The sequence below is a fragment of the Methylophilus sp. DMC16 genome (assembly GCF_056314045.1).
In genome coordinates this window covers 440,828-456,112 of sequence record NZ_JBQUZC010000002.1, presented here as the reverse complement: position 1 = coordinate 456,112, position 15,285 = coordinate 440,828, and the positions used below count along the sequence as shown (strand labels likewise).

General features: G+C 51.8%; 11 protein-coding genes. 9 read left to right on the top strand and 2 right to left on the bottom strand.

What is annotated here, in order from left to right; genetic code table 11:
- The first annotated feature begins 15 nt into the window (after window positions 1-15).
- The 4 genes from ACT53D_RS10320 to ACT53D_RS10305 all read left to right on the top strand — a co-directional run bounded on the left by ACT53D_RS10320 (window position 16) and on the right by ACT53D_RS10305 (window position 6,267).
- Window positions 16-1,419 carry an ammonium transporter gene (locus ACT53D_RS10320; protein ID WP_476156053.1) on the top strand — a complete coding sequence of 468 codons (1,404 nt, stop codon included), beginning with the start codon at window positions 16-18 and terminating at the stop codon, window positions 1,417-1,419.
- Between the two features lie 108 nt (window positions 1,420-1,527).
- Complete coding sequence (locus ACT53D_RS10315) at window positions 1,528-3,210, top strand: peptidase domain-containing ABC transporter (RefSeq protein ID WP_476156051.1); 1,683 nt, start codon at window positions 1,528-1,530, stop codon at window positions 3,208-3,210.
- Window positions 3,203-4,516: an HlyD family secretion protein gene (locus ACT53D_RS10310; RefSeq protein WP_194748996.1), complete on the top strand. Its 1,314-nt coding sequence runs from the start codon at window positions 3,203-3,205 to the stop codon at window positions 4,514-4,516. Before ACT53D_RS10315 ends, ACT53D_RS10310 begins: the two co-directional genes overlap by 8 nt.
- An 8-nt stretch (window positions 4,517-4,524) precedes the next feature.
- Window positions 4,525-6,267, top strand: coding sequence for a TolC family protein (locus tag ACT53D_RS10305; RefSeq protein ID WP_476156049.1), 1,743 nt, complete (start codon window positions 4,525-4,527; stop codon window positions 6,265-6,267).
- Window positions 6,268-6,898: 631 nt separating this feature from the next.
- Here ACT53D_RS10305 and ACT53D_RS10300 read toward each other — a convergent pair.
- Entirely contained in the window at window positions 6,899-7,534 is a 636-nt protein-coding gene (locus tag ACT53D_RS10300; protein ID WP_194748994.1) for a hypothetical protein, read from the bottom strand.
- Between the two features lie 26 nt (window positions 7,535-7,560).
- Window positions 7,561-9,981, bottom strand: coding sequence for a penicillin-binding protein 1A (locus ACT53D_RS10295; RefSeq protein ID WP_476156047.1), 2,421 nt, complete (start codon window positions 9,979-9,981; stop codon window positions 7,561-7,563).
- Window positions 9,982-10,191: 210 nt separating this feature from the next.
- Between ACT53D_RS10295 and ACT53D_RS10290 the strand changes: the two genes are divergently transcribed.
- The 5 genes from ACT53D_RS10290 to ACT53D_RS10270 are packed head-to-tail and all read left to right on the top strand — an operon-like array spanning window position 10,192 to window position 15,279.
- Window positions 10,192-11,265, top strand: coding sequence for a pilus assembly protein PilM (locus ACT53D_RS10290; RefSeq protein ID WP_194748992.1), 1,074 nt, complete (start codon window positions 10,192-10,194; stop codon window positions 11,263-11,265).
- A complete protein-coding gene (locus tag ACT53D_RS10285; protein ID WP_194748991.1) occupies window positions 11,262-11,852 on the top strand; it encodes a PilN domain-containing protein in 591 nt (196 codons plus the stop codon). Before ACT53D_RS10290 ends, ACT53D_RS10285 begins: the two co-directional genes overlap by 4 nt.
- 6 nt (window positions 11,853-11,858) lie before the next feature.
- Window positions 11,859-12,503 carry a type IV pilus inner membrane component PilO gene (locus ACT53D_RS10280; RefSeq protein ID WP_194748990.1) on the top strand — a complete coding sequence of 215 codons (645 nt, stop codon included), beginning with the start codon at window positions 11,859-11,861 and terminating at the stop codon, window positions 12,501-12,503.
- A complete protein-coding gene (locus ACT53D_RS10275; protein ID WP_476156044.1) occupies window positions 12,500-13,030 on the top strand; it encodes a pilus assembly protein PilP in 531 nt (176 codons plus the stop codon). The genes ACT53D_RS10280 and ACT53D_RS10275 overlap by 4 nt, the downstream gene beginning before the upstream one ends.
- Window positions 13,027-15,279: a type IV pilus secretin PilQ gene (locus tag ACT53D_RS10270; RefSeq protein WP_379074080.1), complete on the top strand. Its 2,253-nt coding sequence runs from the start codon at window positions 13,027-13,029 to the stop codon at window positions 15,277-15,279. The genes ACT53D_RS10275 and ACT53D_RS10270 overlap by 4 nt, the downstream gene beginning before the upstream one ends.
- Window positions 15,280-15,285 lie beyond the last annotated feature (6 nt).

Here is a 15,285-nt window from a genome sequence, read left to right as displayed (position 1 = left end):
GAAAGGGCTTCTGTTATGAAGAAAATTCTTTCCATATTATCGCTGGTCGCCGTGATGGGTCTGGCGGCAAGCCCAGTCAGTTATGCAGAAGAAACTGTGACTGAAACCATCACAGTACAAGAAACCGTTTCTACTGATGCGGCACCTGCGGCCGAAGCGCCTGCAGCGGCCGAATCTGCCCCTGCTGCTGAAGCAGCACCAGCCCCAACCCTGGATGTGGGTAATACCGCGTTTATGATTGTTGCCACTGTGCTGGTGATTTTGATGACGATTCCTGGCCTGGCTTTGTTCTATGGCGGTTTGGTGCGTCAGAAAAACATGCTGTCAGTGCTGATGCAAGTGTTTGTTGTCTTCTCTATGATTTCTGTATTGTGGGCTGCGTATGGTTACAGCATGGCTTTCAGCGAAGGTAACATGATTGTCGGTGGATTAAGCAAGGCGTTTCTGGCGGGTATTACACCAGAAAGCCTCTCAGGCACCATTCCAGAATACGTGTTTTTGACCTTCCAGCTGACATTTGCTGCCATTACACCGGGGTTGATTGTTGGTGGTTTTGCTGAGCGTATGAAGTTCTCTGCTGTATTGTTGTTCACGGCATTGTGGGTGACTTTTGCCTACATCCCAATCGCACACATGGTATGGGGTGGTGGTTACCTGGCAGAGCTGGGTGCCAAAGACTTTGCTGGTGGTACTGTCGTACATATCAACGCTGGTATCGCTGCCTTGATTGGTGCCATCATGTTGGGCAAACGTATTGGTTACGGTAAAGAAGCCATGCCTCCGCACAACCTGGTGATGACCATGATTGGTGCTTCCTTGCTGTGGGTAGGTTGGTTTGGCTTTAACGTCGGTAGTGAACTGGCTGCTGATGGCATTGCCGGTATGGTGCTGATCAATACACAATTGGCAACAGGTTCTGCTGTACTGGGCTGGATTTTTGCTGAATGGTTGTTCAGAGGTAAGCCAAGCATGCTGGGTGCCGCTTCTGGTGCAGTCGCTGGTCTGGTTGCGATTACCCCTGCTTGCGGCTTTATCGGCCCGATGGGTTCCATCATCCTCGGCTTCACTGCCAGCTTTATCAGCCTGTGGGGCGTGACTAAACTGAAAGGTGCACTGGGCTACGATGACTCACTGGATGTGTTCGGTGTGCACGGCTTGGCCGGTATCTGGGGTGCTGTTGGCACTGGCGTATTGATGTCACCAGGTTTGGGTGGTGTTGGTTACGCAGAAGGTGTGACGATGGGTGGTCAGGTCTCTACTCAGATCATCGCAGTGGTCGTGACCTTGATCTGGACAGGTATTGTGAGCGTCATTCTTTACAAAGTGGTAGATGCGGTTGTCGGTCTGCGTGTGAGTGAAGAATATGAGCGCGAAGGTCTGGACACGACTGAACATGGCGAGCGTGCTTACAGCTTGTAATCGTTGTGTGGTATAAAGAAACGGCTCTAGTTAGAGCCGTTTTTTTTTGGGAACTAATATAAACGGTTGTTATCCATTTACAGGGCCTAGTTAACAACAATTCTTATTATGGCAAACATTCATACAACATCTCTCAGCCCTTTTCAAAGAGTCGTCAAATTACTCTCATTTGAAAAACAGGACATTTTGCTGCTGTTTTATTTAACTGCAGCTTATGGTGTGCTGGGTATCGCGACCCCTGTTGCCGTGCAGGCGATGGTGAATATCGTCACCATGGGCGGCGTATTGCAGCCGCTGTACGTCGTGGGGTTTATCCTGTTTTGTTTGCTGGCGTTGTCTGGTGCGATTTATGCCATTGAGAGTTTTCTGGTTGAGATGATTCAACGACGGCTTTTTGTACGGTATAGCTTACAGATTGCGCAAAATACCGGGCAAATTCATATTTCTGTGTATGACAAATTCAATCCGGTAGAACTGGTGAATCGTTATTTTGATATTCAAACCGTGCAGAAATCGATGGCGACTTTGCTCACGGTTGGCTTGACCGCCTTGTTGCAAGGCATCATCGGCAGCATTGTGCTGCTTTTTTATAGTCTGTATTTTGGCATTTTGGTCATCCTCATGCTGATTGTGTTGTGGGTGATTATTTTTGGCCTGGGTAAACAGGCAGAAGAGACATCGATCAAAGAGTCTAAAGCCAAATATGAAATGGCGGCCTGGCTGGAAACCATTGCCCGCAATAAATGGCTCTCAAAGTTTTATGGTGCGACTCAGCGCAACACGGCGAATACCGCGCAGCTTGCAGAAGGCTATCTGCAAGTCAGGACCAAGCACTTTAAAGTACTCATGATGCAACTGATAGGCGCGGTGGGTCTGTATGCCTTGATTGGCACGGGTATGCTGATATTAGGCGGGACACTGGTGATTAAAGGCCAGATCAATCTGGGCCAGTTTGTTGCCGCAGAGCTGATTATTTTTGGGGTGCTTTCTGCGTTTGTGCGATTTGTGACCAAGCTGGAGTATTTCTATGATCTGCTTGCGGCGGTCGATAAACTTGGTGTGCTGGAAACCTTGCCTGTAGAGCGCTCTGGGGAGCATCAGTCAGGTCAGGAAGGCTACACTACCCTGAAGGTGCATCAGCTGACTTTTCAACACGCGGATCAAGCCGCTTTGGTCAGCAACCTGAGTTTTAACTTGCAACGTGGTGAGAGCCTGGCGTTAATCGGTGGCTTAGGCAGCGGTAAAACGACGTTGCTGGAGCTGATCACCGGAATGAGGCAGCCGCTGCAAGGACATGTCAGCTACAACGACATTGATGTGCGCCAGCTTGACCTGGCACATTTGCGTGACCGGATTGGCGTGGCGAACAAAGTCGAGTGGCAGCATGGCTCTATTCTGGATAATCTGAGGTTGCAACGGCCAGAGGTGACACTTGATCAGGTGATTGAGTTACTGCAGGTGCTTGGGTTGTGGCAAGAAATCAGCAAGCTGCCCAATGGCGTAGAAACGGTGTTGACTGACTTTGGCGCACCGATGACGCATACACAGTTACAACGGTTAATGCTTGCCCGTGCGATGCTGGGTCAACCGGATGTATTAATCATTGATGGCTTGCTGGATCAACTGGCGCAACATGAGCTGGATCAGGTGCTGATGTTGCTTAAACGTCACCAGCAGGACTGGATGGTGTTGATCACCACGCGATATCAGCATATCGCCCAGCAATGCAAACAAGTCATTCATCTGCAAAGCCAAGCGGCGACAGACGTGGCAGGAGGTCAGCATGAGTAATACGGTTGAAAGTATGCTGACACAAAGCGTACAAACCCCTGAGCATTTAAGGGTTTGGATCAAACGGATGGCCTGGCTGCTTGTTGTGCTGCCCCTTGCTTTTTTGCCTCTGCCATGGCAACAAAACGTGACCGCGCTGGGCAAGGTCACGGCCTACTCTCCCTCCGAGCGGGTGCAAACCGTCGATGCCCCCGTGAGCGGGCTCATCCAGCACTGGTATGTGCAAGAGGGTTCGCAAGTGAAGCAAGGCGATGTATTGCTGGAAATCAGCGATACTGATCCTAACTTCAGGCAGCGCCTGCAAGCGCAGCGCGATAACCTGGAGGACAAACTCGCTTCCAAGCAAAGCGAGTTATCAGCTTACTCGGTGCAGCGTGACAACCTGGCCGCCGGCCGTGATGCCAAAATCACCGCCGCCCAATACAAGTTGGATGTCGCTAACCAAAAAATTCTCAGTGCACGTGAAGCGGTGAACTCTGCTCAAGCGACGCTGGATGCTGCCACGATGCAGGTCAAGCGTATGCAACGCCTACTGGGCGATGGCCTGGTTTCCAAGCGAGACACCGAAGTGGCTGAGCGTGACCATACGATTGCCAGCCGTAACTTGAATAGCGTGCAGGCGCAACTGCAATCGGCCATGGCCGAGGCGCAGTCGGCACAAGCAGAAATCCGCCAGGTGCGTGCCGATACGCAAGCATATCTGGATTCGGTCACGGCCAATATCAACAAAATCAAAGGCGAGGTCTCAGATGCTGAAAACAGCCTGCACAGCTCCGAGATTTCACTGGCGCGGCAAAACATGCAGAAAATCATCGCGCCCCGAGATGGCACGATTTTCCGTTTACCGGTCAATTCACAATCCCAGATAATCAAGCAAGGTGATCCCTTGCTGATTATTGTGCCACATACCTCGCAGCGTGCCGTGGAGTTATGGGTTGATGGCCGCGATGCGCCACTGATTACTCGCGACAGTGTTGTGCGTCTCGAATTTGAGGGGTGGCCTGCGATTCAGGTGCCTGGCTGGGCGCAAGTCGGTGTGGGCACTTTTGAGGGAAAAATTGCTTTCGTCGACCCGACTGACAATGGCACCGGGCATTTCCGTATCATGGTGATCCATAAAGAAGGCACGCCGCAATGGCCAGAAGCCCGCTTTTTGCGTCAGGGTATCAGTGCCAAGGGTTGGGTATTGTTGGAGAAAGTGACGATAGGCTATGAATTGTGGCGCCTGCTCAATGGCTTCCCGCCCAGAATCCCGCATGAGCCGACACCACTCAATCTACCGGCTGGCGTTGGGGTAAGCAAATGAAGCGTGGTGTGCAAATACCGGTTTTGACCAGGCTGTTTGGTCTGGCCAGTATGCTATTGGCCACAGTTGTCGGTGCGGATGAGTCATTGAGTGACAGCCGGGCGCGCCAGCGATTGCAGAACACAGAAGGCCGCGGCCTGGAGCCATATGCCAAGGGCAAGGGTGTGCCGCTGCATGATGCGGTCAAACAGCAGCAGCAACAACGCAATAAGTCGGTAGTGATAGACCTGAAAAGTGCGCTGCAACCGTTTGACTCGCCAGAAACTGCAAATATGCTCAGCAATGCGCCCAAGCAAGGGCCGCAACTGAGTATTGCGGATGTGCGGCAGAAGGCGTTGCAAAATAATCTTAATTTGCAAGTGGCCAAAATCGACCCGACCATTGCCGCGCAATCGTTGCGTGAAGAGCAGGCCAAGTTTGACCAGGTCATTTTTGCCTACGCCAAATATGGCCAGAAAGACTTGCCTGCGATGGCGGGCGACAAAGTGATTTTCAAGTCGGATAATCCTGCGCTGGATAGCGAGCTGGTCAAACTGAATCCGGCAGCCCAAAACAAGGAGTTTTGGGAGTTGGAAACGGGCATCAAAGTGCCGTTAAGAACGGGTGGTAGCGTTACCCTGAGTGCGCCACTGGAAAACTACCAGAGCAAGGGCAGTCTGCCCAGTGACCAATACCGCAGTGCATTGCGCTTCTCCTTTAGCCAGCCGTTGTTGCGTAATGCCGGGCGACAGGTGAACGAGGCCAGTATCCGCATTGCAGCACTTGATCAGGATAGCGCCCAGCTCAGAACGCGGTTGCAAAGCATTCGTATAGTCACCATGGTGGATAAAGCCTACTGGGATTTATACGAGGCTTGGGCGGCCCTGGATGTGCGCCGCAATCAGTACGAATATGCCAGCCAAAATCTGGCCATGGTCAAACGCCGCGTGCAGGAGGGTCTCACCGCCGCGATTGAAGTCAACCGTGCTGAAATTGGTGTCGCGGATCGCATGGAAGCGCTGATTATTGCCGAAACCAACCTCAAGCTGGCCCAGCGCCAGTTACAGTTCCTGCTCAACGAATTGCCGGAGCAAGGCATGACTAGTTTGCCGTGGGTACCTTCTACCACGCCCAATCTGGTCAAGTTTGAGTTCGACCGTGAAAAACTGCTCAAAGATGCGTTGGATAGCCGCATCGAGCTACTCGATCAGGAGCTCAAACTGAGCGCAGATCAATTACAAATTGATTATCTGCAAAATCAGACCCTGCCGATGTTTACGCTGGATTACCAATACGGCGCCCTGTCCAGTTCTGCCAACCGGGTAGGCAATATCGGTCAGGACTTGCTGAATGGCCAATACAATGACTGGTCCGTGGGCCTGAAGTTTGAAATGCCGGTGAGCAATGAAGCGCGCAAAGCCAAGCTGGATAAAGCGATTGCCCAGCGTATGCAGCGCCTGACAAACAAAACGCTGCAAGCGCTGACCGTCAAACGCGAAATTCACGACGCCCTGGATAAGCTTGAGCAAAACTGGCAGCGCATCCTCGCGGCACGCCAGCAGGTGATGATCGCCGGCTATAACTACGAAGCCGAACTCAAGCAGTTTAATGAAGGCTTGCGTACCATGACCGAAGTGCTGGAAACGCTGACCCGGCTAGGCGAGGCGCAGATCAAGGAAATTCGCGCCATTAATGACTATCAGATTGCCCTGATAGACCTGACCTTTGCCACCGGAACGGTGTTGGGGTATACGCAGATTAGCATGCAGTAGGGTAGCCTCGAATGACGTGCAAGGCAGATGAGGCTACTTGATCAAATCTATGCGCTGAGTGATTTAAGAAGCGGTGCGGATGCCTGGATCAGAAAAACTCAGGCGTTTATTCAGGTTTTTCTCAGGATTCTCTGAGGACAAGTATCTAAAGTGATCGCACACTTTAGATACTTGTTGCGATGGGATTGGCTATCAGAAGAAAACACGCATTGTTTACTGTGCAGGCTGCCTCCCTACGCAACGATTTTCTATGCTGCCTAACAACCTGGCCAGTAACGCTTATCCTTCATAAAACTCGGCTAGCCAGAGGGTCTCTCTGTTTGGCTAGGTCCATTTCAACCGGTGTTTAGCGGCAATATTCAAACAATCTCCGGCTTTCAGGTTGAGGGTGCCTTCTTCAAAGGTCAGTCCAGCCTCATCCTGCAAGCGCAACACCCACGCAGCTTGTGCTTGGTCATCCTAGCGGTCCGCTGGCGATGAATGCCCCTTGAAGACGATGCGTTCAATATGCAGTTGAGGTGAGGAGAGCAGCACTTGAAGGCATTCCTCAGGCAAGAGCACGGGAATCTCTGCAAGCAGGTTGAGTTGTTAAATGAGGGATGTCACTCGCAGTCGAGCTGCGGCAATCTTATTATTCAGTCAGGATCGGTTTCAGCAGCGCTTCCACCTGCGCCAGCGTCATCCGGTGTATTCCCGCCTTTTCCCCGTGTTTACGCGGGGCGGTACGCAGGTCGTCGGCTTCAAAAATACTGATGCGTTGCGTACCGTACCGGGTTTCTACCAGTACCACCGGCACCCGTTTGCGTAGCAATTCGTGCTTTTGTTTGCTCGGACGGTCTGACATGCGGTAGTGCTGTTCGTCTAGGCGGTAGGGGATATTCTGGTTGAGCAAGTAGATTTCCAGTTCTTTGGCGCTCTCGGCAAAGACATGGATTTCGGTATCGGCATGGGGCCCGGCGGTACCTTCCATGACGGCGCCGGTCAGGTAGGGCTGGAATTTCTGCAATAGCCGCATGGTATGCAGCGCGGCCTGCCGCAGTTCCAGCAGGTGAGCTGCATCGCTTTCATCTGCGTAAAGCGCGTGATATTCACGCAAGGCCGCATCAATTTCGCCGTTGGTCGGCAAGGGGGCATCTTGCGTGATGCCCATGGCTTTGATGGCTTTGCGTTTGGCGCGCGCATAGTCACTGATGCCTTCTTCAAACATCAGGCGCGCGGCAGATTGGGCAATTTCTTGCCTCAAGTCACTCGTAAAATCATCAAACATACTTTAGGCTTTTCGTAGATTGATTGCTAATTCGGGCTCAGCAGCTTGGCTGCCGGATTGGCTGGCAGTTTTCTATCCTCATTGTTGCCACTGTGTTCGCCGATCAGGCGCTCCAAAAAGGAGGGCTCTTCCTCTTCGGGCGCATGCTCACCCTCCGGGTCAAACAAGCCAGGCAGTGTTTCGGGTTTGGATTGTGGCAAGTGCTCTTCATAAAAATACTCATAAATGCCCGCATCGTCTTCGCTGATCTGCGCACCGGTGTAAGCATCTACTTTCAATTGCAAGACGCCCTCAGGCACTTTGTATTGATAAATCGGCTGACCTGACAGGGTTTGCTGCATATAGCGTATCCAGATAGGTAAAGCTGCGCGGCCACCAGTTTCGCCTCGGCCCAGGTTGTGCGGGTTGTCATAACCCACCCACGCGACTGCCACCTCTTTTGGGTGGTAGCCAGCAAACCAGGCATCAAACTGGTCGTTGGTGGTGCCAGTTTTACCGGCAATGTCGGGGCGGCGCAATGACAGTGCTGCGCGCGCAGTCCCATCTCTCACCACGTCTTGTAGCATGGTGGTAATGATGAAGGCGTTGCGCTGGTCAATCACCCGCTCGGCGGAGACATGTTTGCCTGGTTGCACGGCCTGAATCACCTTGCCGCGGCTGTCCGTGATCTTTTCGATCAGGTAAGGATGCACCTGATAGCCACTATTGGCAAAGGTGGCATACGCGGCCGTCAGCTGCCAGACCGTGGTTGAGCCAGCGCCCAAGGCGGTAGACAGATAGGCCGGGTGATCCTTGGGGTCAAAGCCAAATTTGCGCAGGTAGTTTTGGGCATAACGCGCGCCAATCGCATTCATAAGCCGGATTGAGATGGTGTTTTTGGATTGCGCCAGTGCTTCACGCAAACGCATCGGACCAGCATATTTTTCATCGTAGTTGCGCGGCTCCCAGCTGCTGTTGCTGCCAGTCTCGGTGGAGGTGAAACTGATCGGTGCGTCTTCAAACACACTGGCAGGGGAATAGCCTTTTTCAAGCGCTGCAGAGTAAATAAATGGTTTAAAGCTGGAGCCGGGTTGACGGCGACCCTGGGTGACATGGTTATATTTGTTGCGCTGGAAACTGAAGCCACCGATCAGCGCTTGTACCTGTCCGGTTTCAGGATTGAGTGCCATAAAGCCACTTTCCACTTCTGGCAGTTGTACTACCGACCATTCTTCACCGTTTTGATATACGCGAATGACCGCGCCCGGCTTGAGTGACAAGGGGGTGGGTTTGGCGGGCGGCATATGGTTTTTGACCAGCAGCAATGATTTGTCCTGCAGCTTGAGCACCTGGCCGCGCTTGGTGACCAAAGTGAGCAGGTTGGGTTCCACCTTGGTGACCAAGGCGGGCACAAATTGGTTGTAAGTGACAAAATCACGCAATAAATCAGCGGCTTCCGACGCCCTGAGTGTTGCCGGTAATGGCAACATTTGCTCTGCGCCGCGGAACCCGTGCCGCAACTCAAAATTGATGATGCCTTGAATCATGGCCGTATTGGCAGCAGCCTGGTGTTTGCTATTGATAGTGGTGTAAACACGCAGCCCGCTGGTATAAGCCTTCTCACCATAGCGTTTATACAAGCTTGCCCTGACGATCTCGGCCACGTATTCCCCGCCCAGTGCCTGGATTTGGCGTCTGGATGACTGGAATTTAAGCGGTGCTTTTAATGCTTCTTGATAGGCTTGATCAGAGATCATGCCATAGCGGTGCATGTCGCGGAGTACTTCATGCTGACGGTTGATGGCGTAGTCAGGATGAATGTAGGGGTCGTATTTGCTCGGCGCTTTGGGCAAGCCTGCCAGTAACGCGGCTTCGGCCAGGTTCAGTTGTTTCAAGTCTTTGTCATAGTAGGTTTTGGCGGCGGTCGCAAAACCATACGCCCGTTCGCCCAGATAAATCTGGTTGAGATAGAGCTCCAGAATCTTGTCTTTGCTAATGGCATGTTCAATTTTGATCGCCAGCAAGGCCTCTTTAATCTTGGTCCATAGATTGCGTGGCGTATCTGGATTGCTGAAAAAGTTTTTAGCCACCTGCATGGTGATGGTGCTGGCGCCTTCGTGCCCGCGTCCGGTCAGGTTGTTGCGAATCGCCCGCAAAATGCCTGTGGTATCAATGCCGTTGTGCTGGTAAAAGCGACGGTCTTCAATCGCCAGAATGGCGTCTTTCATGACTTTGGGCGTTTGTTCAATCGGTACGAATGCGCGGCGCTCCTGACCAAATTCAGCCATCAAGCCGCCATCGGCGTCATAGACCCGCAGGGGCAATTTGGGGTGGTAATCCGTCAGTGCATCAATCGAAGGCAGGGAAGGATAGAGGATGCTGATCATCAATACCAGCAAGGCTGCGACGATCAAACTGCCAGTAATGAAGAGAAAAAGAAGGGACTGCAACCAGGTTCTTGAATTCATGCGTCTTGCTGCCATCGAGAGAATTACCTATGAATTGTAATCTTTTTTTGCTGATTCATAGGCAGTTAATTATGGAATCATGCAAATAATCAGGATTTCCCTGACTCGCAAAAATACATGTAAGCCATTGTTTACCCACTCGAATGCATGAGTTGGCATGGATGATGCATAGCAAGTCGGGCATGTAACTATTTATGAAGGGCAATACCGTTGAGTCTGGGCTTTTTACAGCGCAAAAAAACCAGTTTTATTGGTGTGGATGTCAGTGCAACCGCCGTCAAGATGGTGGAGCTCAGTGCCATTGGCAAGCAGCAATTCCGGCTGGATGGCTATGCCAATGTCACGTTGCCTAAAGGCGCAATCAGTGACGGCAATATCAATGATCTCACCCAGGTGGCTGAGAGCATGCGTGCCGCCTGGCGATTGCTGGGTTCGCGTGCACGTCAGGTAGTCTTGGCCTTGCCAACTGCGGCGGTGATTTCCAAGCGCGTGATTATGCCTGCCGGATTGCGCGAAGAAGACATGGAGCTGCAAGTCGAGTCTGAGGCAAATCAGTACATCCCGTTCCCGCTCGACGAAATGAATTTGGACTTTCAGATCTTGGGCCCGATGGGGAAAAGCACCGATGAAGTGGAGGTGCTGATTGTGGCGGCCAAGAAAGAGAAAATCGATGACCGGGTGGCCGTGGCTGAAGAAGCCGGGCTCAAGGTGCAGATCATGGATGTTGAGGCCTATGCGACAGAAACGGCTTACCGTCAGATTTTGAGACATTTGCCTGATCACAGTAAAAAAACCGTGACCATGATTCTGGATATCGGTGCCTTTGTGACCCATATCAATGTGATGGTAGGCACACACTCCGTCTATGCACGAGAGCAAGCCTTTGGTGGGGCGACCTTGTCGCAAGAGATTCAGCGCCGGTTTGGCTTGTCGCCTGAAGAAAGCGAAATCGCCAAGCGTCAAGGCGGATTGCCAGCTTCTTATGCGCAGGAAGTGTTGCAGCCGTTTTTACAAAACCTGGCGGCTGAGGCTGCCAGAGCCGTTTCATTTTTCACTAACTCCACCCAATACAACAAAGTTGATCATCTGTTGTTGGCCGGTGGCGTGGCCGCAACCGATGGCTTGGCGGCACTCATTGAAGAAAAAACCGGCGTGCATAGTTTGGTGGCGAATGCTTTTCAGGGCATGGCGCTGGCCAGCAAGATTAAACCTTCCCAGCTTGAGACAGATGCCCCAGCCCTCATGATTGCCTGTGGTCTAGCGTTACGCGGGGTGGACGCATGATTAAAGTCAATTTGTTGCCGCATCGTCAGATCCGGCGTGCCGAGCGTCAACGTGAGTTTGGCTTGATGGCGGCATTGGTGGCCGTCGCCGCCGCAGCCATTTTATTTGTGAGCTGGAGCTATATCCACAGCAAAATCCAGGCACAGCAAGCACGGAATCAGCGGCTGCAAGACGAAATGGCAAGGCTGGATACCGAAATTGCCAATATTGGCAAACTGAAGGACCAGATCAAGCATGTTTTGGAGCGCAAGCAGATTGTTGAGGGCTTGCAAAGTGACCGTAACCAGGCGGTGCTCATTTTGGATGAATTGGCCAGACAGCAACCCGAAGGTGTCTATCTCAAGAGCGTAAAACAGCTTGAGGATGAAATTGAGCTCAAAGGTGTGGCCGATACCAATGCCCGAGTGGCGACGCTGGTGCATAACCTGGCTAGCTCAACCATTATGCACAGCCCTAACCTGGTTGAAATCAAAGCCATCACAAACGCACAAGCAATCAAGGAGTATGAGTTTGTCTTGCGCGTGACCTTGAAGCGGGATGCTCCCCCTACGGCGGACAAGCAAACCCCGGTGCCAGCTAAAGGATGACCTCGTATGCAATTGTCTGACTTTAACAATATTGATTTAAAAAATGCCGGTAACTTGCCGGTGCCAATGAAGGCGGCCTTGCTGGCGATGCTGGCTGCTGCCTTGCTGTTACTTGGCTACTTGTTTCTGCTCAATCCCAATCTCAAGGAATTAAAAGCAGAAAAGGAAAAAGAGCAGGGGCTGCGTGATGAATACCTGGCCAAGAAAGTCCAGGCTTTGAGAATGAATGCCTATGAGCAACAGGTGGTCGAGATTCAGCATACCTTTGGCACGTTGTTGAAACAATTGCCGGATAAATCCGAAATGGATGGCTTGCTGACCGATATCAATCAGGCTGGATTAAGCCAGGGACTTTCATTTGAAGGCTTTGTGCCTTTGCCTGAAATATTTGCCGAGTTTTATGCCGAGAAGCCCATCAATATCAAGGTGTTGGGGCATTACCATGATCTGGGCGCATTTGTGACAGAGGTCGCCAAGCTGTCACGCATCGTGACCTTGCATAATTTGCATATTCAGCCTGCAGGCAAAGATGACAAGCAGCCACATAAAGACATGCTGGTGATGGAGGCCGTTGCCAAAACATATCGCTATCTCGATGCCGAGGAAGTGGCGGCGCGTAAGGCACTGGAAAGCAAGGCGGCTAAAAAATGACGATCAATCTGCAATGGATTCTGGTTGGATTGGCGCTCCTGCTGACCGCATGCGGTAGTAAGCAGGATGATGATCTCACCCAGTTTATGAATGAAGCAAACCAGACCATGGTGGCGCCGATAGAGGCATTGCCACAGGTACAAGGGTTTGCGCCCAAACAATACAACGCAGACGGTGCGTTGCATGATCCGTTTGTGCCCCGCAAAGCCGCGGTACACAACACGAATCAGCCTGACTTGAAACGGCCTAAAGAGCCGCTGGAAGCCTATCCGCTCGAAAGTCTGAAGTTTGTCGGCGTGATGAGCAAGAAAAGCATTATGTTTGCCACCATCCAAACGCCGGATAACCTTATTTACCAGGTCAGGCCGGGGTCTCATTTGGGAGAGCGGTTTGGTGTGGTCACGGCTTTGGGTGAGAACCGACAAAGCCTGAAATATGAACTGAAGGTAAAAGAGACGATTCAAGACCCGGTTAGCGGTGAATGGTCTGAGCAAATGACAACGTTGGAACTGCAGGAACATCAATGATGAAAATATTTCCTAATCATATTGTCCGATTGGCATTGCTGATCGCCATGGCTGCCCAGATTGGTTTTGTGGCAGCAGAACCAACAGACGGAAAAACCCAGCTGCAGGCCGTTGAAGCTACCTTGCAACCCGGAGCCAAGCTGAATGTGCAGTTGCAGTTGTCGCAACCATTGGCAAGCGCGCCTGTTAGCTTCACCTTAAGTAATCCGCCCAGAGTGGTTTTTGATCTGCCGAATGCCATCAATGCGACAGGGAAAAATGTGATCCCGATCAATCAGGGGGTATTGAAATCGGTACAGATCGCGCAAAGCAATGACCGTAGTCGTGTGGTGTTGAATTTAACCAAATCTGTACAGCACCAATTGCAATTACAGGGTGCATCCCTGATGGTCGGGTTGATTCAGGAGGCTCAGGAGGTGCCAGTCGCTGCGGCTGCAGCGAAACGCTTTTCGGAGCAAGCGTCGGGTGCAGCACATAAAATTGAGCACATTGATTTTGTGCGTGGCAGAAATGGTGAAGGCCGGATACTGGTTGATTTGTCGGATAGCCGGGTGGGCGTGAATGTGCGTAATGCCGGTAAAACCGTGGTGATTGACTTCGCCGATACCGAGTTACCCGAAGCGCTGCAACGCCGTTTAAATGTGATTAACTTTAATACCCCCGTGTTGTATGTGGATGCATTACGTCACGCGCATCAAGCGCAAATCGTGATTGAACCGCAAGGCGATTGGGAGCAATCTGCTTACCAGACCGATAAACGGTTGGTGGTGGATATCCGTCCGTTGGCAAAAGACCCGAACAAGCTGATTCAAGGCTCCAAGCAGGGCTATGCAGGTGAAAAGTTATCACTTAACTTCCAGCGCGTTGATGTGAGGGATGTGTTGAAAGTGATCGCTGACTTCACCGGTAAAAATATTGTGGTCAGCGATGCGGTTTCGGGCAGCGTGACCATTGGTCTGAAAGATGTGCCCTGGGATCAGGCGCTGGATGTGATCATGAAAAGCAAAGGGTTGGACATGCGCGTCAATGGCAGCGTGATCTCGATTGCGCCGGCCGAGGAGTTTGCCGCGAAAGAGAAGGCACAGCTGACCGCAGAAGCCGAGCGCGAGACTCTGGAAGCATTACGTACAGAAGTCTTTTCGCTCAAATATCAGAAAGCCATGGATTTCAGAAATATGCTGCTGGGGGGTGGTACGGGCACCACCGGAAGCAGTGGTGGTGCCAGCTTGTCTATGAGTGGTGGTGCTGGCGGCTCTTCAGGCGGACGGATGAACCGTATCTTGTCTCAACGTGGCAGTGTGACCTTTGATGCCAGGACAAACACGATATTTGTGCAGGACACGCCGAGAAAGCTGGACGAGGTGCAAGCCATCATCAACAAGGTGGATGTACCTGTGAAGCAGGTGATGATTGAGTCACGCATGGTGATTGCTTCAAATACCTTCTCCAAAGCGTTGGGCGCACGGTTTGGTATTTCACAAACCGGTACACCGGGTAGCAATACCAATCTTTCTATCGGCGGAGGCTTGGGGAACAAGGCAACCGCATTCACGGCACCGACGACGGCGGGTAGTAACGGGACCTATACCTTGGGTGCTCAAGGAGGCACGGTACAAAGTGCCACGATAGGCAACTATATTATTAGCTCCAATGGTCAGCCTGATCTCATGTCCAATTTGCCGGTCACCAATGCTTATGGCGGCATCGCGCTCAGTTTGCTCAAGCTCTCGGCTAACTTGTTGCTGAATCTGGAATTGTCTGCACTGGAAGCCGACGCACGCGGCAAAGTGATTTCAAGTCCGCGCGTAACCACAGCCAATCAGCAAAAAGCCCGTATTGCACAAGGCGTGGAGATTCCATACCAAACTGCGACCAGCAGTGGGGCGACAGCCGTCAGCTTTAAAAAGGCCGAGTTGAGCCTGGAGGTGACGCCACAAATTACACCAGACCAGAAAATTATTATGGATCTCGATGTGCGCAAGGATAGTAAGGGTGAGGATACCCCCGGCGGTGTCGCGATCAACACGCAAAACGTGCAAACGCAAGTGCTGGTGGGTAACGGTGAGACCGTGGTATTAGGTGGGATTTATGAGCAAGTGTCGCGTAAATCTACGGACAAGGTGCCATTTTTTGGTGACTTGCCTGTGGTGGGTTATGCCTTCAAGCGCAACACCAGACAGGAAGATAAAACTGAGTTGCTGATCTTTATCACGCCTAAAGTCATGGACGAGACGCTGGCCTTGAACTGATCATTG